Here is an 18069-nt window from a genome sequence, read left to right as displayed (position 1 = left end):
TAATTCCGAGTACAGTCGCCATTTGGGCGACCGAAATCACTTTTGTTAAATTAAATGATCCCCATTAGGGGACGGAAACACCAATTAATACTTCGAATCGTTCAAAAGCTTCTTCTGCACTATTGTTAAATTAAATAATCCCCTGATGGGGACGGAAACAACTATAGGCAGTCATGGATAATAGAGCCTCTTCGTGTTAAATTAAATAATCCCCATTAGGGGGCGGAAACGTATGTTCATGAAACTCCTCCTTTTACTCATCTATACGTGATTGTTAAATTAAATAATCTCCTTATGGGTTTAGAGGCTTAGTACACAGTAAATTCATATATTAGTGATAAAGTTAACTTATCCTTAATAAGGGGCGGAAATGCTATCCCACCTTTTGTATGGGCTATATTTATAATCATGTTGCGTTAAATTAAACAATCCCCATTAGGGGACGGAAACCGGCGGTATTCTGTTTTATGGTAGTCGCTGTATGGATACTACCGTTAAATTAAATGATCCTCATTAGGGACGGAAACTCTTTTGTGCCTGCGATTATAGTTTTAATAAAAATTGTTTTAGGCATGTTAAATTAAATAATCCCCTAATGGGGACGGAAACAATTCATGTGATTTGTACTCTATAAGTATATTCTCCAATACGTTAAATTAAATAATCCCCCTCACGGGGTCGGTTCTTATGTTAAAAACTCATATAAGTACAAAAATATAGCCAGTATATTCTTTTTAGTGAATATACTGGCTTTTTTGTATAAATCGGATGGTTTTTCTATTGGTTTTAATCAGAAATGAATATATAATGAAGTCAATAGGTTTTTTATTTCTTAAGTAGAGTTTGGAGGCGATGTGATGGGTAAATGGGATGCACTGGTAAAGGGTGCATTGCTTCATGATATCGGCAAAGTCGTGTATCGAGCTAATCAGGGAACCGATGCACATTCTAAGCGCGGCGCTGCTTTCATTGAGCCCTATTTTTCCGATATGGGCTTAAAGCAAAGTATTACTCATTGTTTAAAGTATCATCATGGGAAAGAGCTTAGTGCGGCTCAATTAAAAAATGATGATTATGCATACATTGTGTATGAAGCGGATAATGTTGCTGCTGCTGTAGATCGTCGAGATCTTGATGAAGGTGAGAGCACCGCTACACAGAAGTTTGATAAAGAGATACCACTTCAATCAATCTTCCGGGTATTTGGTGGTAACACCAGCAATAAACCCTTACAGTATTATCTACGTGGTATTGATGTATCTGATCACTTTAATTATCCTGAAAGCGATAAAACGATACGTGCATCAAGTGATAAGTATAAGGCACTATATGATGTGTTAGTACAGAACTTTCAGCAACAACCAATCGATAAGATGTCCGTTAATGAGTTGTTGAGAATTTATGAAGACACTGTGTCCTATATGCCATCTAGTACGGCAACAGATCAAGCCAATGATATTTCTTTGTATATGCACTCAAAGATAACAGCTGCTGTGGCACATAGTATGGTGCATTATTTTGAGGAACAAGGTATTACTGACTATAAAGAATACTGTTATCAGAATTCTAAAAAGTTTCGCGAAATGCCATCGTTTCGATTAATATCTGGAGATATTTCTGGCATTCAGAATTTTATTTATACGATCCCGTCTAAAGGTGCATTGAAATCATTACGTGGTCGCTCATTCTATTTAGAAATTTTGATGGAACAAATTGTAGATGAGCTATTAGATGCATTGCAGTTAACTCGGGCAAATCTTATTTACAATGGTGGCGGTCATTTTTATGTATTGGCTCCTAATACAACAAAAACTTGTACTGCTATTGAATCTATGGAAAAATCCATTAACGAATGGTTCTTAACCGTATTTGGTACTAAATTGTATTTAGCACTTGGTTCCGCTACAGCAACAGCTGCCGAGTTAATTCAATCGCAACGTACATTATTCCGTAAGGTGAGCCAATCTGTTGGTGAGGCTAAGGCTAAACGATATTCTGAACGGCACCTAACAGATCTATTTAATCCAAATAGTACGTATAATACAGTTCTTCATGGCGAGCGGGAATGTTCCATTTGTCACACTTCAACAGCAACATTATCGCCTTATGGTAAGGATACAGATGCAGAGGCTTGTCCAATTTGTAATGGCTTGTATCGTTTAGGGGAACAGATTGTTGACAGTCGAGATACGGTCTTTGTATTAGCTAGCCTTAATACGAGTGATAATAGTGAAAGTATCCCTAAGGTTGAAGTATATGTTAATAATTTGAATAGTGATGCGGATAATTTGAAGTTATATCTTTATGTGGTCCCTGAAGCATCATTACAGAAGTTTGAAACTAGTCATGATATTTTTAGAATTTACTCTAAGAATACAGCTAAAACTGGACATAATGTATTCAATCGTATTTGGTTAGCAGATTATGTAGCACGCAAGGATAATGGTCAAGTTTATGAATTTGAAGAACTTGCCGCATCTAGTGGCTTAGGTGATGATAAAGGTATTAAGCGACTTGGTGTATTACGAGCAGACGTAGATAACCTTGGTGCTGCCTTTATCGGAGGCTTTATTTCTGAGGGCTCTGATAAATTTAAATATGGTACTTTATCACGATATGCTGACTTATCTCGTGATTTGGCAATGTTCTTTAAGGTTGCTGTTAATAAAATGGCTCAAGGTGATGTGCAAGGTTTTGGTAGATCTGTTACACCATTTACTATTTGGGCTAATAAAAAAGTTACGACTAGAAAAATTCACGTTATTTACTCCGGTGGTGACGATGTATTCCTTGTTGGTGCATGGGATGAATTGTTAGAATTAGCAATTGATATTCGTGAAAAACTGGCAGAGGTTACAGATAATAAAATCACTATGTCTGCTGGCCTAGCTCTATTCTCTTCATCCTATCCAATTAGCCAAATGGCTGCAATTACAGGTTTACTTGAAAGTGTAGCTAAAGATAATGAGGGCAAAGATAGTATTGCTTTATTTGGCTTTGAAACAAATAAAAATGCTAATGGTGAAGAGCGTATATGTCGTCATGTGTATAAGTGGGAGGAGCTCATTGATAATGTAATAGAAGATAAGCTCTATACACTAGATCAATTATTTGTTATTCCTGGTATTAATGATGCTCAATCATCAAAACTGAAGTTAGGGAAAGGCCTAATTTATAAGTTGATGGAATTATTACAAGGCATTTTAAATGATAAGGTACAAGGAAAGCATATTAATGTAGCTCGTATTCTCTATTTATTAGCCCGTTTAGAACCTAAGAAAAATAATCCTACCTATGAATCATATAAAAACTTTGTTACAGCTATTCATAGATGGATTCAAACAGAAGAAGATTGCAAAGCATTATTAACAGCTTGCAACCTCATTGTTTACTATATGCGTGATACAAAGTGAGGAATAGTATATGACACAAGGTAAATTTAATTGGGATATAGATATTGTCACTAAGGCAGAAGAAACTATCGGTCGTTTAAGATATAATCCAAAATGCAGAAAAACAGATGAAGTATTTGACGTAAAGTATGCACAAGTACGTAAAATTTTATCTAGTGTAGTGGCTATTAAAAATAAATTGGGTGTGGAACAACGTAAAAGTAAATCCTTTGATAAGCTACCTGAAAATATAGCGATGGAGGTTCGTTTTCTAAAAACTACATTCTTATATCAAGCTGGTCGAGATAAAGATAATAAATACCCAGTAAAAAATTTTATTGAAGATAGTCAATTGGTAGAGATGGTTGAATGCATTGGTACTGATGTTAAAAAATTTGATATGTTCTGTAAATATGTAGAAGCATTAGTCGCTTTTTATAAATATAGAGCTGTCAGTATTATTGCAGCTGCTAATGAAGCCTGGAACAAAAATAAACCATTTAGTAATCAAAATTACAATCAATCAAATGGAAATCGTCGATAGGAGGGGTATAACATGGAGAATAATGATAATTTAAAATCCTTACGTGGTAAATTGCTAATTACAGGTACTATTAAACTAGAAACAGGTATGCATATTGGTGCTAGTAATGATTTTGCCCCTATCGGTGCCGTTGATGCACCATTTATCCGTGATGTAGTTTCTCAAGAACCTATCATTCCTGGCAGCTCTATTAAAGGGAAATTACGTACTTTATTGGCAAAAAGCCATTGTGATACTTATATTATGAAAGAAATAAGTAAGGATAAAGAGGAAATCAAACGTCTATTTGGCTCTGTAGACCCTGTACAGCCAGCACGTTTACAGTTCTATGATTTATTTATCACAGATGAAAGCCGCCAACTGTTTGCTAATATAGATACTGATACTTATATGGGTGAAATTAAGTTTGAAAATGTTATTGATCGTGTTGATGGTAGTGCTAAACCTCGTCAAATTGAACGTGTTCCCGCAGGTACTACATTCGATTTCAAAGTCGCATATAACATTGAAAATGAAGCCGAAGTTACTGAAGATATGAAGATTTTACAAGAAGGTCTTGCATTACTAGGTATCGACTATTTGGGTGGTCATGGCTCTCGTGGCTATGGTCGTGTAAATATTTCTATTGATGATGTAAAGCCCGTAGGTAATAGTGCTATTAATACGCAGGATTTATTAGATATATTAAGAAAGTAGGTTGTTACTATGAACTACTATCTATATCCACTGCGTTTTCTTACACCAGTGCATTTTGGGGATACCTCAGAAGGGGGAAACCTAGAAACTATTTCCTCTACATTAGGTTCTGATGTGCTCTTTGGAGCATGCTGCCATGAAATTAGTCATGATACGAGTTTATTAGAATCCTTTATAAGTTCAGTAAAAACACAGCAGATTGTATTATCTAGTTTGTTTCCATACTGCATAGATAATGGTGAGTATCAATTGTATGTGCCTTCACCTATCATGCAAATCGACTCAAAAGATATGCCGATTACAAGTTTTGAAGAAACAAAACGAGTAGCTACGGAACAAAAAAAGATAAAGAAAATTGAGTACATTCGAGCATCACAGCTACAAAATTTTAGTCAATACATAGAGTCAGATACATCACAAAAACATATGCCTATCTTTGGAACAAAGCAAGCCATGACACAAGTAAATATGCGTGGTGAAAAAAGTAGACCATATTATGTGGGTAGTTATCAATTTATGTCAAATACAGGACTATATATTATAGCTAGATTTACCGATGATACAAGTCGTGAGTTATTTGAAGCCATTCTTGAATTATTAGGTCTATCTGGTATCGGTGGCAAACGCAGTGGTGGCTATGGGAAATTTGAACTAGCCGATGATCCCATTCAGTTGGAATCTGAAGGTATTTATAAAGATGACTCTGCTTTATATGTATTGCTTCACAATAATCAAGGAAACATGATGTGTATTAGTGCCTGTGTTCCGACTAGTGATGAAGTGGCTACTTTAAAACAAGGCTCCTATAAATTACAAAAGCGTGGCGGTTTTGTAGGATCTGCTGGAAGCACGACTCAAGTGAAACGTAATTCCTATTATGTTGTTAAAGAAGGCTCTGTTTGTCCAAAAGCATTAGTAGGACAAATGCTTACTATTACAGGGGATAGTTTACCTCACCCTGTATATCGTAATGGTATGGGCTTATGGATTGGGGTGGATTTATGAGTAATCGTATAGATCATGCACAACTATCGCTCACTATTGTGAGTCCTACCAATATTGGTGGCCCTGAAAATCTAACGACTAAGGATTATATGTATAATTACGATGCTGGTGAAGTATATCTACTTAATAACTACGAGTGGTTTCGCTTTTTAGCAAGTCATAATAAGTTAGCAGAGTTTGAATTATATATGCAGGATGAAATGATAAGGCCAAATGGTCGGACTATGTATGATTGGGCAAAAAATACTATTGGTGCATCTCAACTAACAAAAGATACATTAGGTCCTGCTATTAGCTCAATTATGAAATCATCGATATATAATAAAGGGCGTAAAAACTCATTGAATGACATTACTCCTCAGATTCGTGGAGCAAATGGGGATATTTATATTCCTGGTAGTTCTATTAAAGGTATTATTGATAGTGCTATTATTTCACATATGCTTCGTAATAATAAAGCATTTAGGAGTAATGTACAAAGAGAGTTAAGAAAAGTTTTAGATGTATATAAAAGAAAGAATGCTAGAAGTCTTTTCAAAGATATATTTAAGATGGTAAATCTAGCTATTCTTAAACATATTCATGTCCTTACGAACAATGAAGGAAAACCATTTAAAGGTATTTTAGCTAGCGCTTTCCGAGGTGTTTCTGTTTCTGATGCTATGCCAATGAGTGTGATTAAAACAGAGGTATTAAAGAAAGAGGATTCTTGTGTTGAGGAAGATGGAACTCATGATATTTCTGTACATCGTGAGTGCATTTTACCAAATCAGCAATTCTCCTTTACATTAACCCTTGATACAGCTATGACTAAAGAAATAGGGATTACTAGTGTCGATCAAGTGTTAGCTATTTTACAGGAAGACTTTGATGCTACTCATAAGTTATTAGCCTCTAAATTTAAGAAGGTTAATCCGTCTGTCTTTAAGGCACTAGACTCAGCTAATGCTTATATTGGCAGTAATACAGGGTTTATTCAAAAGACTATTATTATGGCTGCTTTTACGGATGACGAAAAAACAGGAATTGATATTATTAGAGCTATTTTAGATGTAAATTTTCAAAAGGCTAAACATGATAGTAAGGATAAAATTATGGCACCACGAGCGATTAAATTAGTGAAGTGGAATGGCAATTATTATGAAATGGGGGGCATTCATATTGGCAGATAATGTTGAAATTATGGCCATTGAGTTAGCAATAACAGCAGATCCATCGATTAAAGTTGTACAGTCCATAGGTAGCGTGCTACATGGCGTCTTAATGGAGTTAGTGGGGACAGAATACGCAGGTCAGTTGCATGAAACGGGCCTACGCCCTTATAGCCAATATATCTATTTTGATAAAGAAAAAGGTCAATATATTTGGCGTCTTTCTGCTGTAACAGCAGAGGCTGTTGAGCGTATATTACGACCAGCACTAGATATGCCTGAAAAGATTTTTTTGAAACAAAAACGAGGGCATATTTATATTCAAGATAGAACCATTTTAGAGGAAATCTCCTATGAAGCATTAATGGCTAAGTTTTGGAGTGGTGAAGCAGAATATGCGCAGGCTAAATTGCGGTGTGTGACTACAACAAGCTTTAAGGTAGATCAACAATATACAATATTCCCTGAAGCATTTCGTATATATCGCTATTTATTGCGTCAATGGAACCAGTTCACTACGTTTGAAATGATGGATTCTGAAGATTTATTAGCTGCACTTGAATCGGCAGCTTTCATTCGCGACTATAATTTACGTATGGGCATGTATGGTTTAGAAGGGGTTAAAATCCGTGGTTTCCGTGGAGAGATTGTAATGCAATTTAAGCGAAATTTAGTGATGCAACGCATCTTATCTCTATTGACCTACTATAGCCAATTCACAGGGCTCGGAATTAAGACCGCATTAGGTATGGGTGGGGTACAAAGTGAGGTAGTACAATGAGAATTCTTTATACTCCTGTAGGAGATACAGATCCTATTCGTGGGTGCTATGATGGAGGGATACTTCATATCGTGAGGCATTATAATCCCGATATGGCAATCCTCGTATTGAGTAAGGAAATGGAGCAAAAGGAAGCCTCTGATAGTCGTTTTTCTAAGGCTTTAAAGCATGTGAAACCCGATTTACATATTAAGCTCGTACGTACTGGTCTTAAAGATGTGCATCATATTGATGCTTTACAACCATTTATTAACCATTTCTATGAGATGCTTTCCGAATATCCAGATGCAGAGATACTTATTAATTTAAGTTCTGGAACACCTCAAATGAAGATGATTATGTCCCATCTTAGTGTTGAACATGATGCGGTACTTGGTATTCAAGTTGATACCCCTCAACGAGGCTCTAATCGTTCTGAGGCTGCCGTTAATGATGACGAAGATATTGAAATTGTTATTGAAAATAACTTTGATGATCAAGAAGATGCAGAAAATCGATGTCATGAACCTCAAATGGGATATATTAAGCGTAACAATCTTAAACAATCTCTTCATACTCTTATCAATAGCTATAAATACAAAGAGGCTATAAGTCTTTATCATGGCTATAAAAGAACCTTTACAGATGGTGTTGTTAATGATGTATTACCACTCTTAGAACATGTTCAATTGCGATTGGGTTTAGATTATGATGGTGCTTTACAAAAGTCTCGTAAAGTAGGCTCTATAAACTTATCTTCTATATTTACCGATAAGGTGCTGCGCAAGTTACATGAGTTTTTAATGCTTATGGAAGTGCGCTTAAAACAAGGTCAAATTGAGGACTTTGTTTTAAAAACTACTCCATTTATGTATGAGTTGATGCGTTATTACTTTACTAAAGAGATCCGTGTAAACTGGGGTCAAGTTGAGAAAAAAACATCTAAGGGAGTGCGACTTGACATGGTAGCGTTTAAAAATCAGTATCCTAAACTTTATGAATCATGGAAGGAGAACTCTGATACTCCGTATCTAAAAGAACTTCAAGTATCTTTTTATCATATGTTACATATGTTAGAAGACTATGATACAGTTGATAGTTCTTTATTGAAGCAATTAAAAGAGATACGTAGAATTGAGAAAAAAATTCGCAATAAAATGGCTCATGAAGTTGTTGTATTTACAGAACAAGATATCTGTAGTGCTGCAGATATTCAATCATTACAATTTTTCTTACATCAGATTAAGGATGTATTCTTTATTATTACTGGACAAGAAAAACAGAATAAACTAATCTACGATACCATTAATACATATGTGTTAGAACAAATTCAATAGTGTGAAAACTCATTAAACTGAATAATTTTATAGATTATCATCTTTAGACCTAAATTGATTCCTTAGCATATTCATTTGTATAAAAGGAGGCGACTATATGTCATCCTTATATGTTACAGAAGCAGGATCGTTTATCAAACGTGACGGTGGTCATGTTGTAGTTGGTCGTAATAATGAGGTATTGTTTGAGGTTCCTTTAGAGCGAATCGAAGATATTACTGTTTTTGACTCAGTATCTATAACAAGCTCATTGGTAACTGACTTTATTGAACGTGGCGTACCGATTACATGGCTATCTGGTTATGGCAAGTATTTTGGTACTATAATCAATACGAATACTATTGACATTAACAAACATAAGAAGCAATTTGATCTGTTAGATGATAATGCATTTAGAGTGGCTATGTCACGTAAAATTATTTGGGCAAAGGTGCGTAATCAGTTGACTATTCTTCGCCGCTACGCACGCAATTTGGAAGAGGATATCAATATAGATGTACAGATTGCGAATATTAAATCTGTACGTAGTCATATTGGTGAATGTATGCGTGTATCTGAACTCATGGGCTATGAAGGACTGATAAGTCGTCTTTATTTTGAAGCACTCGGTAAAATTGTGCCACCTGCCTTTGCTTTTACAAAACGTACAAAACAACCGCCTCGAGATCCCTTTAATGCTATGCTCGGATTAGGATATAGTATGTTGTTTAATGAAATTTTGGCTGGCGTTATTAATGCAGGTCTCCATCCATTCGTAGGAGTCATGCATAGCCTAGCTAAAGGTCATCCAGCCCTCGCATCTGACTTAATTGAAGAATGGCGGGCGCCAATTATAGATTCTATGGTGCTATCTATGGTGAGCCGTAATATGGTAGATTTATCTGAATTCGATAATTCTGATAAAGGTTGCTACCTGACAGCAGATGGGCGTAAGGCATTTCTAATGGCCTATAATAAGAAAATTCGTTCTGAAAATCAATATATTGATGATCGTAAAAGCTATCGTGAATCTATCTATAAACAGTGTAAGCAATTTGCTAGTGCAATTATACACGAAAATGTAGATTTGTATACGCCATTGGAGATTCACTGATATGAAAAAGTTTATCGTCCTAGTTATCTATGATGTGGTGGATAACAAAACACGTAACCGTCTTGTTAAATGCTTGGAGCGTTATGGTGTTCGTGTTCAGAAATCTGCATTCGAAGCATTGCTTAATAGGAAGCAATATGATGCTATGATGCGGCGAGCTAGCAAGATGATTAACCCTATAGAGGACTCCTTACGAGTCTATGTCCTTGATGATATTATAAATATCTATACTTGGGGTATTGGAGAACGTAAGGAACAAGACTGCATCATTCTTTAAATATAAATAGTTACTCTCGATTCATACTGTTACGATGTAGAGGTGTAATTAACAATAATAGGATCATTAATATTGGTAAAAGTATTTCAAGGCTTGATGTTTTGTATTGATGATTCTATTATTGTATTATCTATTTCCCTATATGATATAATGGGTTTAGAATTTAACTTCTGAAAAATTAAATCTGCGCTGTTGTGATAGTGGCGCGGTTTAACGGCATTATTTTAGCTTGCTAAAGTGCCTTTTGGGCTCAATTTGCAATCTCCGCCGTTTTTTGCATTTTGGAACCAGTAAATATCTGTTGTTTCAAAGACAGGGTTAAATTAAATAATCCCCTGATGGGGACGGAAACTTATTTCCCTTTGCTGAGCGTACTACATCAGATAAAGGAACCTGTTAAATTAAATAATCCCCTGATGGGGACGAAAACAATACACAATCGTCAGCACTAAAATAATTATTATCGTAAGTGTTAAATTAAATAATCCCCTGATGGGGACGGAAACAAATTTCTCATCTTCATTGTCTCCTCTTTGAGAATATATAAGTATGTTAAATTAAATAATCCCCTGATGGGGACGGAAACGAGTTTTAAAGACACACCGTACATCGTTGGAGTCTCATATGGTTAAATTAAATAATCCCCATTAGGGGACGGAAACTAATGCCATAGCTTGTTTTAGGATACTTACCGCAATCGATGTCTTGTTAAATTAATAATCCCCATTAGGGGGCGGAAACGCTTTTGCTGTCAAAAATCTTTTTGTACATTGTGTGATGTCCGCTAAATTAAATAATCCGCATTAGGGGACGGAAACTCGTCAGCAATTGCCGACACAGCACCCATACCTAATTCGGCAGGTTAAATTAAATAATCCCCATTAGGGGACGGAAACCCATTTTTCATGGCACTTGCAATACTCCAACTTTCACATGGTGGTTAAATTAAATAATCCCCTAATGGGGATGGAAACTCTAAGCCATTTGCTAATAGCTTTGTAGCATATGTATGTCTAAGGTTAAATTAAATAATCCCCAATGGGGTCAGAAAAGCACTATCTTATTATTTGTAGATAGTGCTTTTTCTTATTTTATATAAATATTAATTTTTTAAGGCTGCCATTTCGAATATCCAAATCCCATCATAATAATGCTCACCACGAGCATGCCGTTACCAAGGGTAATGGTGCTTTCACTTGTGGCTAGGCAGGTAATAAAGGATCCGATGCCCATAATGATTGTGCCTAGTATAGCAGATAGTTTATGAATTGCCATGATAATCACCCTTTGCTTTCACTAACAACATTAGGTTTAACAATATATGTAATGATTGCGTACAGTAGGGCTCCGATTACAATCCCGTTCAGCGAAGCCAGTCCGAATGGTATGAATTTAACACAGACTAATGCGATGGCCCATGTAATCCATGGAACTAGATTCCATTTTTTGAAAGTCGCTTTGTTGTAATCGATATATTTTCCACGATGAACCAGGTAAAAGTCCGCTAAGATAATACCGCATAGTGGCGGAACGATGATGCCTAGTGTACTTAAGAATACAAAGAGGGAGTCGATTTTATATGGTTGTGTCATTGTTGCTAATGCAGAGATAGCAATGAGTACGGCTAGCATAATATTTCTGTTTAGTTTGAAAGAGTTGGCTAGGTTCAATGATGTGGAATAGAGGTTCGCACCATTTGTTGTGAAGATATTTGTAGTCAACAATAGTAAGCTTGGGAACACGAGGCCAAAGCTTAATAGTACGTTGATTAAGTCACCATCATTCATAGCAACGCCTGCGATAGCACCGCAGCTGATCATTAAGGTATTGCCGCCTAATAAACCAATTGTACTCGCTGTAATAACGTCTTTCTTGCTTTTACCATAGCGCATAATATCAGCGATACATGTGGCAGTAGATAGAATCCATGTGCCGATAACGATGGTAATGCCTGAAAGTAAATCGATAGGTTGTAATGGCACATAGTTAAATAACTCTTGCCAGCCACCGATTGTTTGAACCGAGCGAGCCGCTGTTCCTAGGGAAAGGAATACGATGGACGGAATCGCAATATAGCCGAATACAGCAAGGGATTTAATACCGAGAACTGCAAAGATACCCATGATAACGGCGCTGAGCATCATAGCAATGACTTCTCCTGTGTAGGAGAGGTTGAATACTTGAGCAATAAAATGTCCATATAAAGCCGCTTGAATAGTGTACCAACCTAGATTGACGATAGGTACGAAGAGAGAGGCAATTCTAGATCCTTCCTGACCGAAACTGTATCGAGTCAAAAGAGCAAAGGTAAGGCCTGTTTTATAGGCAATTACACTCACTAGACCTGCGATGATACATAAGAAAATATTCCCTAAGATCATGGCTAATAATAATTCGTTGAAAGTTAGCCCAGCAGCTAACCCGCCTTCAGCCATCATACTAGTAACAAGAAAAACGAACCCAGTCCAAACGATAGTGAGGGAAAAGCAGGACTTCCTTGCCTCTAACGGGACAGACTCTCTAGAGTACTCATTATCTGTGTTTGTATCAACTGGTTCTACAAACTCTAATTTCTCCTTACTCATACATCTATACTCCTTTACGTAATAAAAAAACTACCATGATGTGTTTAAGATTTATATATGCATGGTAGTAAAGACCTATTATGTAGCGTAAATATAGTGAATTTCTCTAATAAAGGATACATATTTAATTTGTCATAAACGAATCGTATTTGTCTTCATTAAAACATACTTAGTTTTAATATACAATATGGATGTAATGGTCTTTTTTTTATTTCTTTAGAAATTAGTTTATTAGGTTAATTAATAAATAAAACTTAATAGTATTGCTATCAACGTTGATATAGCATATAATAAAATTACATTAAGGATTTGCCTTAATGGAGCATAATTGTTGTCAAGTGGCAGAAGTTATTTCTTCCACTATACTTGTTTGGTAAACAAGAAGCTACGGCTTCAAGTATTACACGAGTAATGATAACTAGTATTGTAATACTTAGTTCGCATTGAAGATTCATCTTTAGTGTACTCCTTAGTATAACATACACAATAATTGTTAAATTATTAGTGGACGCCTGCTCAATAAAAAAAGCATAGTGTAAAAATGTTAACCCGTAAATTTGCTATTCCACTAAAGCCTGTTTACGGGTTTTGCAATTGGAGGCTTTAATATGGAGTTTTCTGAATGGGAAGAGAAAGTTTCTAATATTAGTCGTAAGTATAGTCATTTTGACTTATGGACTAGTTACCAGAATGTTAGAGAATATATATTGGATTCATTGCGTGTCAAGTCGCATGGATTCTATCCATTAATTCATTTTGAAATGCCAAAGCCTAAATGGGTAAAAGAACAGGGTAAGGGAAGAGTCTGTACTGAGAAAAAACGAAATATTTTTTATGCAGCACATATCGATTCTTGGATATATAGGTATTATGCATATCGTATTAATGAAGCTTACAATAGGTATGCATCACAAATTGATATTGATCATGTATCCGTGGCCTATAGAAATAATAAACCTGGAGAAAATAATATCTCATTTGCCAATAATGCTTTTTCCTTTATTAAGGATAGGCAAAGAAATAATGAGAAGGTTTATGTAATTATTGGTGATTTTACTGATTTTTTTGATAGCTTAAATCATAAATGCTTAAAAGAGAGGTTACAGCTTGTTTTAAATCAGGATAGATTAAGTGATGATATCTATGCTGTTTTTAAAAATATAACAAGAGCTACTTATGTTGAGTTAAATGATATATTAGACTGGCATAAATTAGATCATACTGATAAATCAAGGAGAATTATTAATAAAGATACATTTAATTGTGGTCGTATTTTAGATGTAAAAGAATTAGGTTGTGATAAAGTTAAAATTCATAAAGATAATTGTAATGTTGGTGTTGCGCAAGGAACACCTATTAGTGCGGTATTATCAAATATATACATGATTCATTTTGATAAAAAGCTAACTGAAATAGCAAGGTTAGTAAATGGATTTTATCAGCGATATAGTGATGATTTTATTTTTATTTTCTCTGACGATGAAAATCAATATGGGATTAAAGATATTATAAATCGGATTCGTGAATGTGTAGATAATGCTGAGGGTCTAATTCTTAAAGATGAAAAAAGACAAATTTTTGAAGTTGCTGATAATATCGTAACTAATATTACTGACAGTTTTCTAGTGGGATCAAACTCTCATACACATAATCATGAGAGTACTTTAATTAATTATTTAGGGTTTAGTTTTGATGGAGAGCGAATATCAGTACGAGCTAAAACTTTGTCACGCTACTTTAGTAAAATGACTATTTCAGCGCATGCTATTTCTCGACAAAATGGTGTTACGCATCCTAAACGGGGTAAAAGCGTAAGCAAAAGAATTCCTTTGTACAAGGTATTTGATAGATTTACATATAAAGGAACAAAATCATATAGGCGCAGACATAGTCAAAAAAAACATGTGAGTATTATTACCTGTAATAATGGTAATTTTCACGATTATATATCACATGCACAGCATATTTTTAGGGATGATTCACATATTTCTCATGTGACTCAAAAATCTATTGTTTATTTAAGACGACGACTTCGTAAAAAATTTAATAACTCAAATGATTAGATTTATAATTTTTAGATTGATATTTTGAGGGTTGAGTATGTAGTTTGACTATATCTTGATAGTAGTCTCCTTTTATAAATTTATATTATTTATGATATTAAAAAGTACTACCTTAGAACAAAGTTTTAAGGTAGTTTTTTAGTCTTATAGGTCTTATAATCTAATATATTTTATTTTATAACCAACCATTTTTTATATTTTTATTATATGTTGCAATCATGATATATGAGAAAGTAAATTAGCCGTGTTATTTGGATTATGAAAATAAGATGATACAATTGGGTGAGACGATTATGGTGATTTTGAGAGATTTCAAGGTAGAGAAAAAGAAATTTTATTTTAGATTAACTCTGGTATTGGGTACTGTAATCGTGTTAATTTAAGAGATATTTTTTATAGCATTTTGGTTTATGGGGAAATGTTTAAGGAGTGTTAAAATGGCGTATTGGATTTTAAGTGCTGATTTTAAAAAGTGGAAACCAGAATTAGGAGATAGTTTTAACAAGTGGTCTGACTGGAATAAACCTATTAATTACAATTGTTTTATTTCATCAAAAACACGATTGAAGGGGAATGCAGCTAATCTTAATAAAAATGATATAGTGCTAATACATGCCAAAAGAAATGGAATAATAGGGATAGGTTACATTTCATATGTACCTATTGACAAAGAGAATATTCAAGAAAATGATTATATTACAGTTGAGCCAATTATGGTTTTAGAGAATATTCTTACAATTGATGAGTTAACTAAAAATAATTTGACAACTGGGTATCAGAATAGTTTTACATCTTGTGATGAAGCGAAATTTAATAAAATTATAGATTTAGCGAGTATTAGAAGTACTTTAAATACTCGTTTGAAAAAGTTAGGGTTGAATTTTATTAACTCGCCAAAACCTAATATTATTAGTAAAGAAAAGATTATTAATTTTTCGATTAATCAGGATGTTTTTGATTCCTTATATTTACCTAAGTCTATTATTAATAAAATAGTAGACTTATTAAAGCGAAAAAAGAATATTATCCTTCAAGGTCCTCCTGGCGTGGGAAAGACTTATATTGCGAAGAAAATTGCTGAGTCTATTACTGATACATCAAATTCTGATTTTGTGCAATTTCATCAAAATTATTCTTATGAAGATTTTGTAATAGGATATAAACCAAATGAAAAAGGTGGATTTGATTTGATAAAAGGTAAATTTTATTTAGCTTGTTTAGAAGCGGATAAAATGTATAATACTAATAATAAGCAGGTAAATCCATACGTATTTACCATTGATGAAATTAATCGTGGAAATATTAGTAAAATTTTTGGTGAGTTATTAATGCTCATAGAAAATAATTATCGAGGGCATACCATTTCGTTGGCAAGTAATACACAATTTTCTGTTCCTAAGAATCTTTACATTATCGGGATGATGAATACTGCAGATCGTAGTTTGGCAATGATTGATTATGCATTACGTCGCAGGTTTAGTTTTATTTCTATACCACCTGTATTCGAGGGGATAAAAGATGATGATATAACAAGTTGGGGGAGTCCAGATAGCTCTGCTGATGAAACGAAACGGGTGTTTGCACATTTTCTAAATAAAGAGAAGTTGAATACAGAGTATGGGAAATCATTAATTAAAGTCGTTATTGATTTAAATAGAGAGATTGAAGATAAACTGGGAAAAGGATTTATAATAGGGCATAGCTATTTTTGTAATTTATCCATCGATGATAATGATATTACTAAGGAATGCTTACGTGATGTAATTGAATATGATATTGTTCCGCTACTAGAGGAATATTGGTTCGATGATACTGATATGGTTAAGAAATGGAAAGAAACATTATTTGCGGCGGTACAATAGGTGTTATATGTATTTATATAAGACGATTCCAATTGAAAATGTTTTTTATATGCTTACATACATAAGTGGAATAGCATTTGATCATAGAATTACAGGTAATCTCAAAACTGACAATAGAACGCTATTTTCCTATTATATTGATTTTTTTTCTGAAGAATTGAAAAAGATTGTACAACAAGGTTTATATAAAACATATATTAATTATGATGAACCTTTACATACTGTTCGTGGTCAGATTGTGCTTAGTGATTCATTACGACTAAAGGGCCGTGGTCATAATACAATAGTCTGTGATTTTGATGAGCTTTCAATCGATACTATTCATAATAGTATTATTAAAGCTGTTATTGAATTGTTGCTTTTTAAACATTCTGACATGCTTTTACCTGAACAGAAGAAAAAATTATATACATGGGGCATATTTTGGGGAGATGTTCAGTCGATATCATTAAGATTAATCGATTGGGATAAAATTCAATATAATCGACAAAATATTAGGTATCGAATGATATTATTTTGGGGTCAATTAATTACTGAAGCATGGCTCCTATGTACTGATGAAGATAATGTTGATTTACCTTTTATAAATAATCAATCTTTATGTAATATATTTGAGAAGTTCGTGTTTATGTATTGTAAACATTATTGCAGTAATGTTTATCCTGATATTAGCGTTTCTGCCCGACAAATGGAATGGTGTAACAGTGGTAAAGGCGAATTCATGCCTATTATGCGTACCGATATTTTATTGCATGATAGCAGAGCATGTAAGACCCTTATTATTGATACGAAGTTTTATAAACAGATATTTACCTCTCGAGATAGAGGTAATAAGAAGGTATTTAGATCAAATAATTTGTATCAAATCTTTTCGTATATTATGCATTATAAATATAATCATATTGAGGATAATATAAGTGGATTGTTATTATATGCTGGCACTCAGGATGAAATGAATGGGAAAAAAATTTTTGAACATAATGTATGCGATATCCAGCTAGATGTTGAAATATTAGACCTATCGGTTAGTGCTGATAGAATAGAATATCAACTGAAGGATATGATACAAAGATATTTTGGAAAAGCTAATAGTAAATAATCATAATTTATAGTAAGGTATTTAAAGGTCCGTATTTAAGAAAAGTACGGGCTTTTAAGTTTTTTCTTAAGTTTTACGTATTCTGTAGTATTAATGGACTATAATAATATATTGTGATATTAAGAAATCAACATATATTTGTCTTGTACGGATACTAGTGTAACAAATACTTATTAGTGTATATAGTTTTATAGTAAAAGGATGT

General features: G+C 34.0%; 14 protein-coding genes. 12 read left to right on the top strand and 2 right to left on the bottom strand.

The window, feature by feature from the left end; all coding sequences use genetic code 11:
• The first annotated feature begins 857 nt into the window (after positions 1-857).
• The 9 genes from cas10 (at position 858) to cas2 (ending at position 10255) form a co-directional block, all read left to right on the top strand.
• Positions 858-3413, top strand: a complete 2556-nt coding sequence (gene cas10 / locus E7L28_RS06025; RefSeq protein ID WP_316711526.1) for a type III-A CRISPR-associated protein Cas10/Csm1 — start codon at positions 858-860, stop codon at positions 3411-3413.
• Positions 3414-3423: 10 nt separating this feature from the next.
• Positions 3424-3936 carry a type III-A CRISPR-associated protein Csm2 gene (gene csm2, locus E7L28_RS06020; RefSeq protein WP_315296771.1) on the top strand — a complete coding sequence of 171 codons (513 nt, stop codon included), beginning with the start codon at positions 3424-3426 and terminating at the stop codon, positions 3934-3936.
• A gap of 12 nt (positions 3937-3948) precedes the next feature.
• Complete coding sequence (csm3, locus tag E7L28_RS06015; protein ID WP_316711523.1) at positions 3949-4632, top strand: type III-A CRISPR-associated RAMP protein Csm3; 684 nt, start codon at positions 3949-3951, stop codon at positions 4630-4632.
• A 9-nt stretch (positions 4633-4641) separates the two neighbouring features.
• Positions 4642-5637: a type III-A CRISPR-associated RAMP protein Csm4 gene (gene csm4 / locus E7L28_RS06010; protein ID WP_315296774.1), complete on the top strand. Its 996-nt coding sequence runs from the start codon at positions 4642-4644 to the stop codon at positions 5635-5637.
• Entirely contained in the window at positions 5634-6809 is a 1176-nt protein-coding gene (gene csm5, locus E7L28_RS06005; protein ID WP_315296776.1) for a type III-A CRISPR-associated RAMP protein Csm5, read from the top strand. The genes csm4 and csm5 overlap by 4 nt, the downstream gene beginning before the upstream one ends.
• Positions 6799-7569 carry a CRISPR system precrRNA processing endoribonuclease RAMP protein Cas6 gene (gene cas6 / locus E7L28_RS06000; protein WP_315296778.1) on the top strand — a complete coding sequence of 257 codons (771 nt, stop codon included), beginning with the start codon at positions 6799-6801 and terminating at the stop codon, positions 7567-7569. The genes csm5 and cas6 overlap by 11 nt, the downstream gene beginning before the upstream one ends.
• Entirely contained in the window at positions 7566-8885 is a 1320-nt protein-coding gene (gene csm6, locus E7L28_RS05995; protein WP_315296780.1) for a type III-A CRISPR-associated CARF protein Csm6, read from the top strand. Before cas6 ends, csm6 begins: the two co-directional genes overlap by 4 nt.
• Positions 8886-8982: 97 nt before the next feature.
• Complete coding sequence (cas1, locus tag E7L28_RS05990; protein ID WP_315296781.1) at positions 8983-9978, top strand: CRISPR-associated endonuclease Cas1; 996 nt, start codon at positions 8983-8985, stop codon at positions 9976-9978.
• 1 nt (position 9979) lies between these two features.
• The gene (gene cas2, locus E7L28_RS05985) at positions 9980-10255 is read left to right on the top strand and encodes a CRISPR-associated endonuclease Cas2 (RefSeq protein ID WP_060919607.1); all 276 of its coding nucleotides are present in this window, start codon (positions 9980-9982) and stop codon (positions 10253-10255) included.
• Between the two features lie 1110 nt (positions 10256-11365).
• On the opposite strand, the gene E7L28_RS05980 is transcribed toward cas2, so the two are convergent.
• Positions 11366-11530: a hypothetical protein gene (locus E7L28_RS05980; protein ID WP_187658828.1), complete on the bottom strand. Its 165-nt coding sequence runs from the start codon at positions 11528-11530 to the stop codon at positions 11366-11368.
• A 5-nt stretch (positions 11531-11535) separates the two neighbouring features.
• Complete coding sequence (locus tag E7L28_RS05975) at positions 11536-12840, bottom strand: cytosine permease (RefSeq protein WP_316711517.1); 1305 nt, start codon at positions 12838-12840, stop codon at positions 11536-11538.
• Positions 12841-13448: 608 nt separating this feature from the next.
• Between E7L28_RS05975 and E7L28_RS05970 the strand changes: the two genes are divergently transcribed.
• The 3 genes from E7L28_RS05970 to E7L28_RS05960 all read left to right on the top strand — a co-directional run bounded on the left by E7L28_RS05970 (position 13449) and on the right by E7L28_RS05960 (position 17864).
• Positions 13449-14903, top strand: coding sequence for a reverse transcriptase domain-containing protein (locus tag E7L28_RS05970; protein ID WP_314932668.1), 1455 nt, complete (start codon positions 13449-13451; stop codon positions 14901-14903).
• Between the two features lie 437 nt (positions 14904-15340).
• Positions 15341-16765, top strand: a complete 1425-nt coding sequence (locus E7L28_RS05965; RefSeq protein WP_024060186.1) for an AAA family ATPase — start codon at positions 15341-15343, stop codon at positions 16763-16765.
• Between the two features lie 7 nt (positions 16766-16772).
• Positions 16773-17864 (top strand): 5-methylcytosine restriction system specificity protein McrC, encoded by a 1092-nt coding sequence (locus tag E7L28_RS05960; protein WP_024060187.1) that lies wholly within the window; start codon positions 16773-16775, stop codon positions 17862-17864.
• The last annotated feature ends 205 nt before the right edge of the window (positions 17865-18069 follow it).

The organism is Veillonella parvula (assembly GCF_032575955.1).
GTDB classification, from domain to species: Bacteria; Bacillota; Negativicutes; order Veillonellales; family Veillonellaceae; genus Veillonella; species Veillonella parvula_J.
The sequence above is the reverse complement of the archived record's forward strand: the minus strand, read 5'-3'. Positions and strand labels throughout refer to the sequence as shown.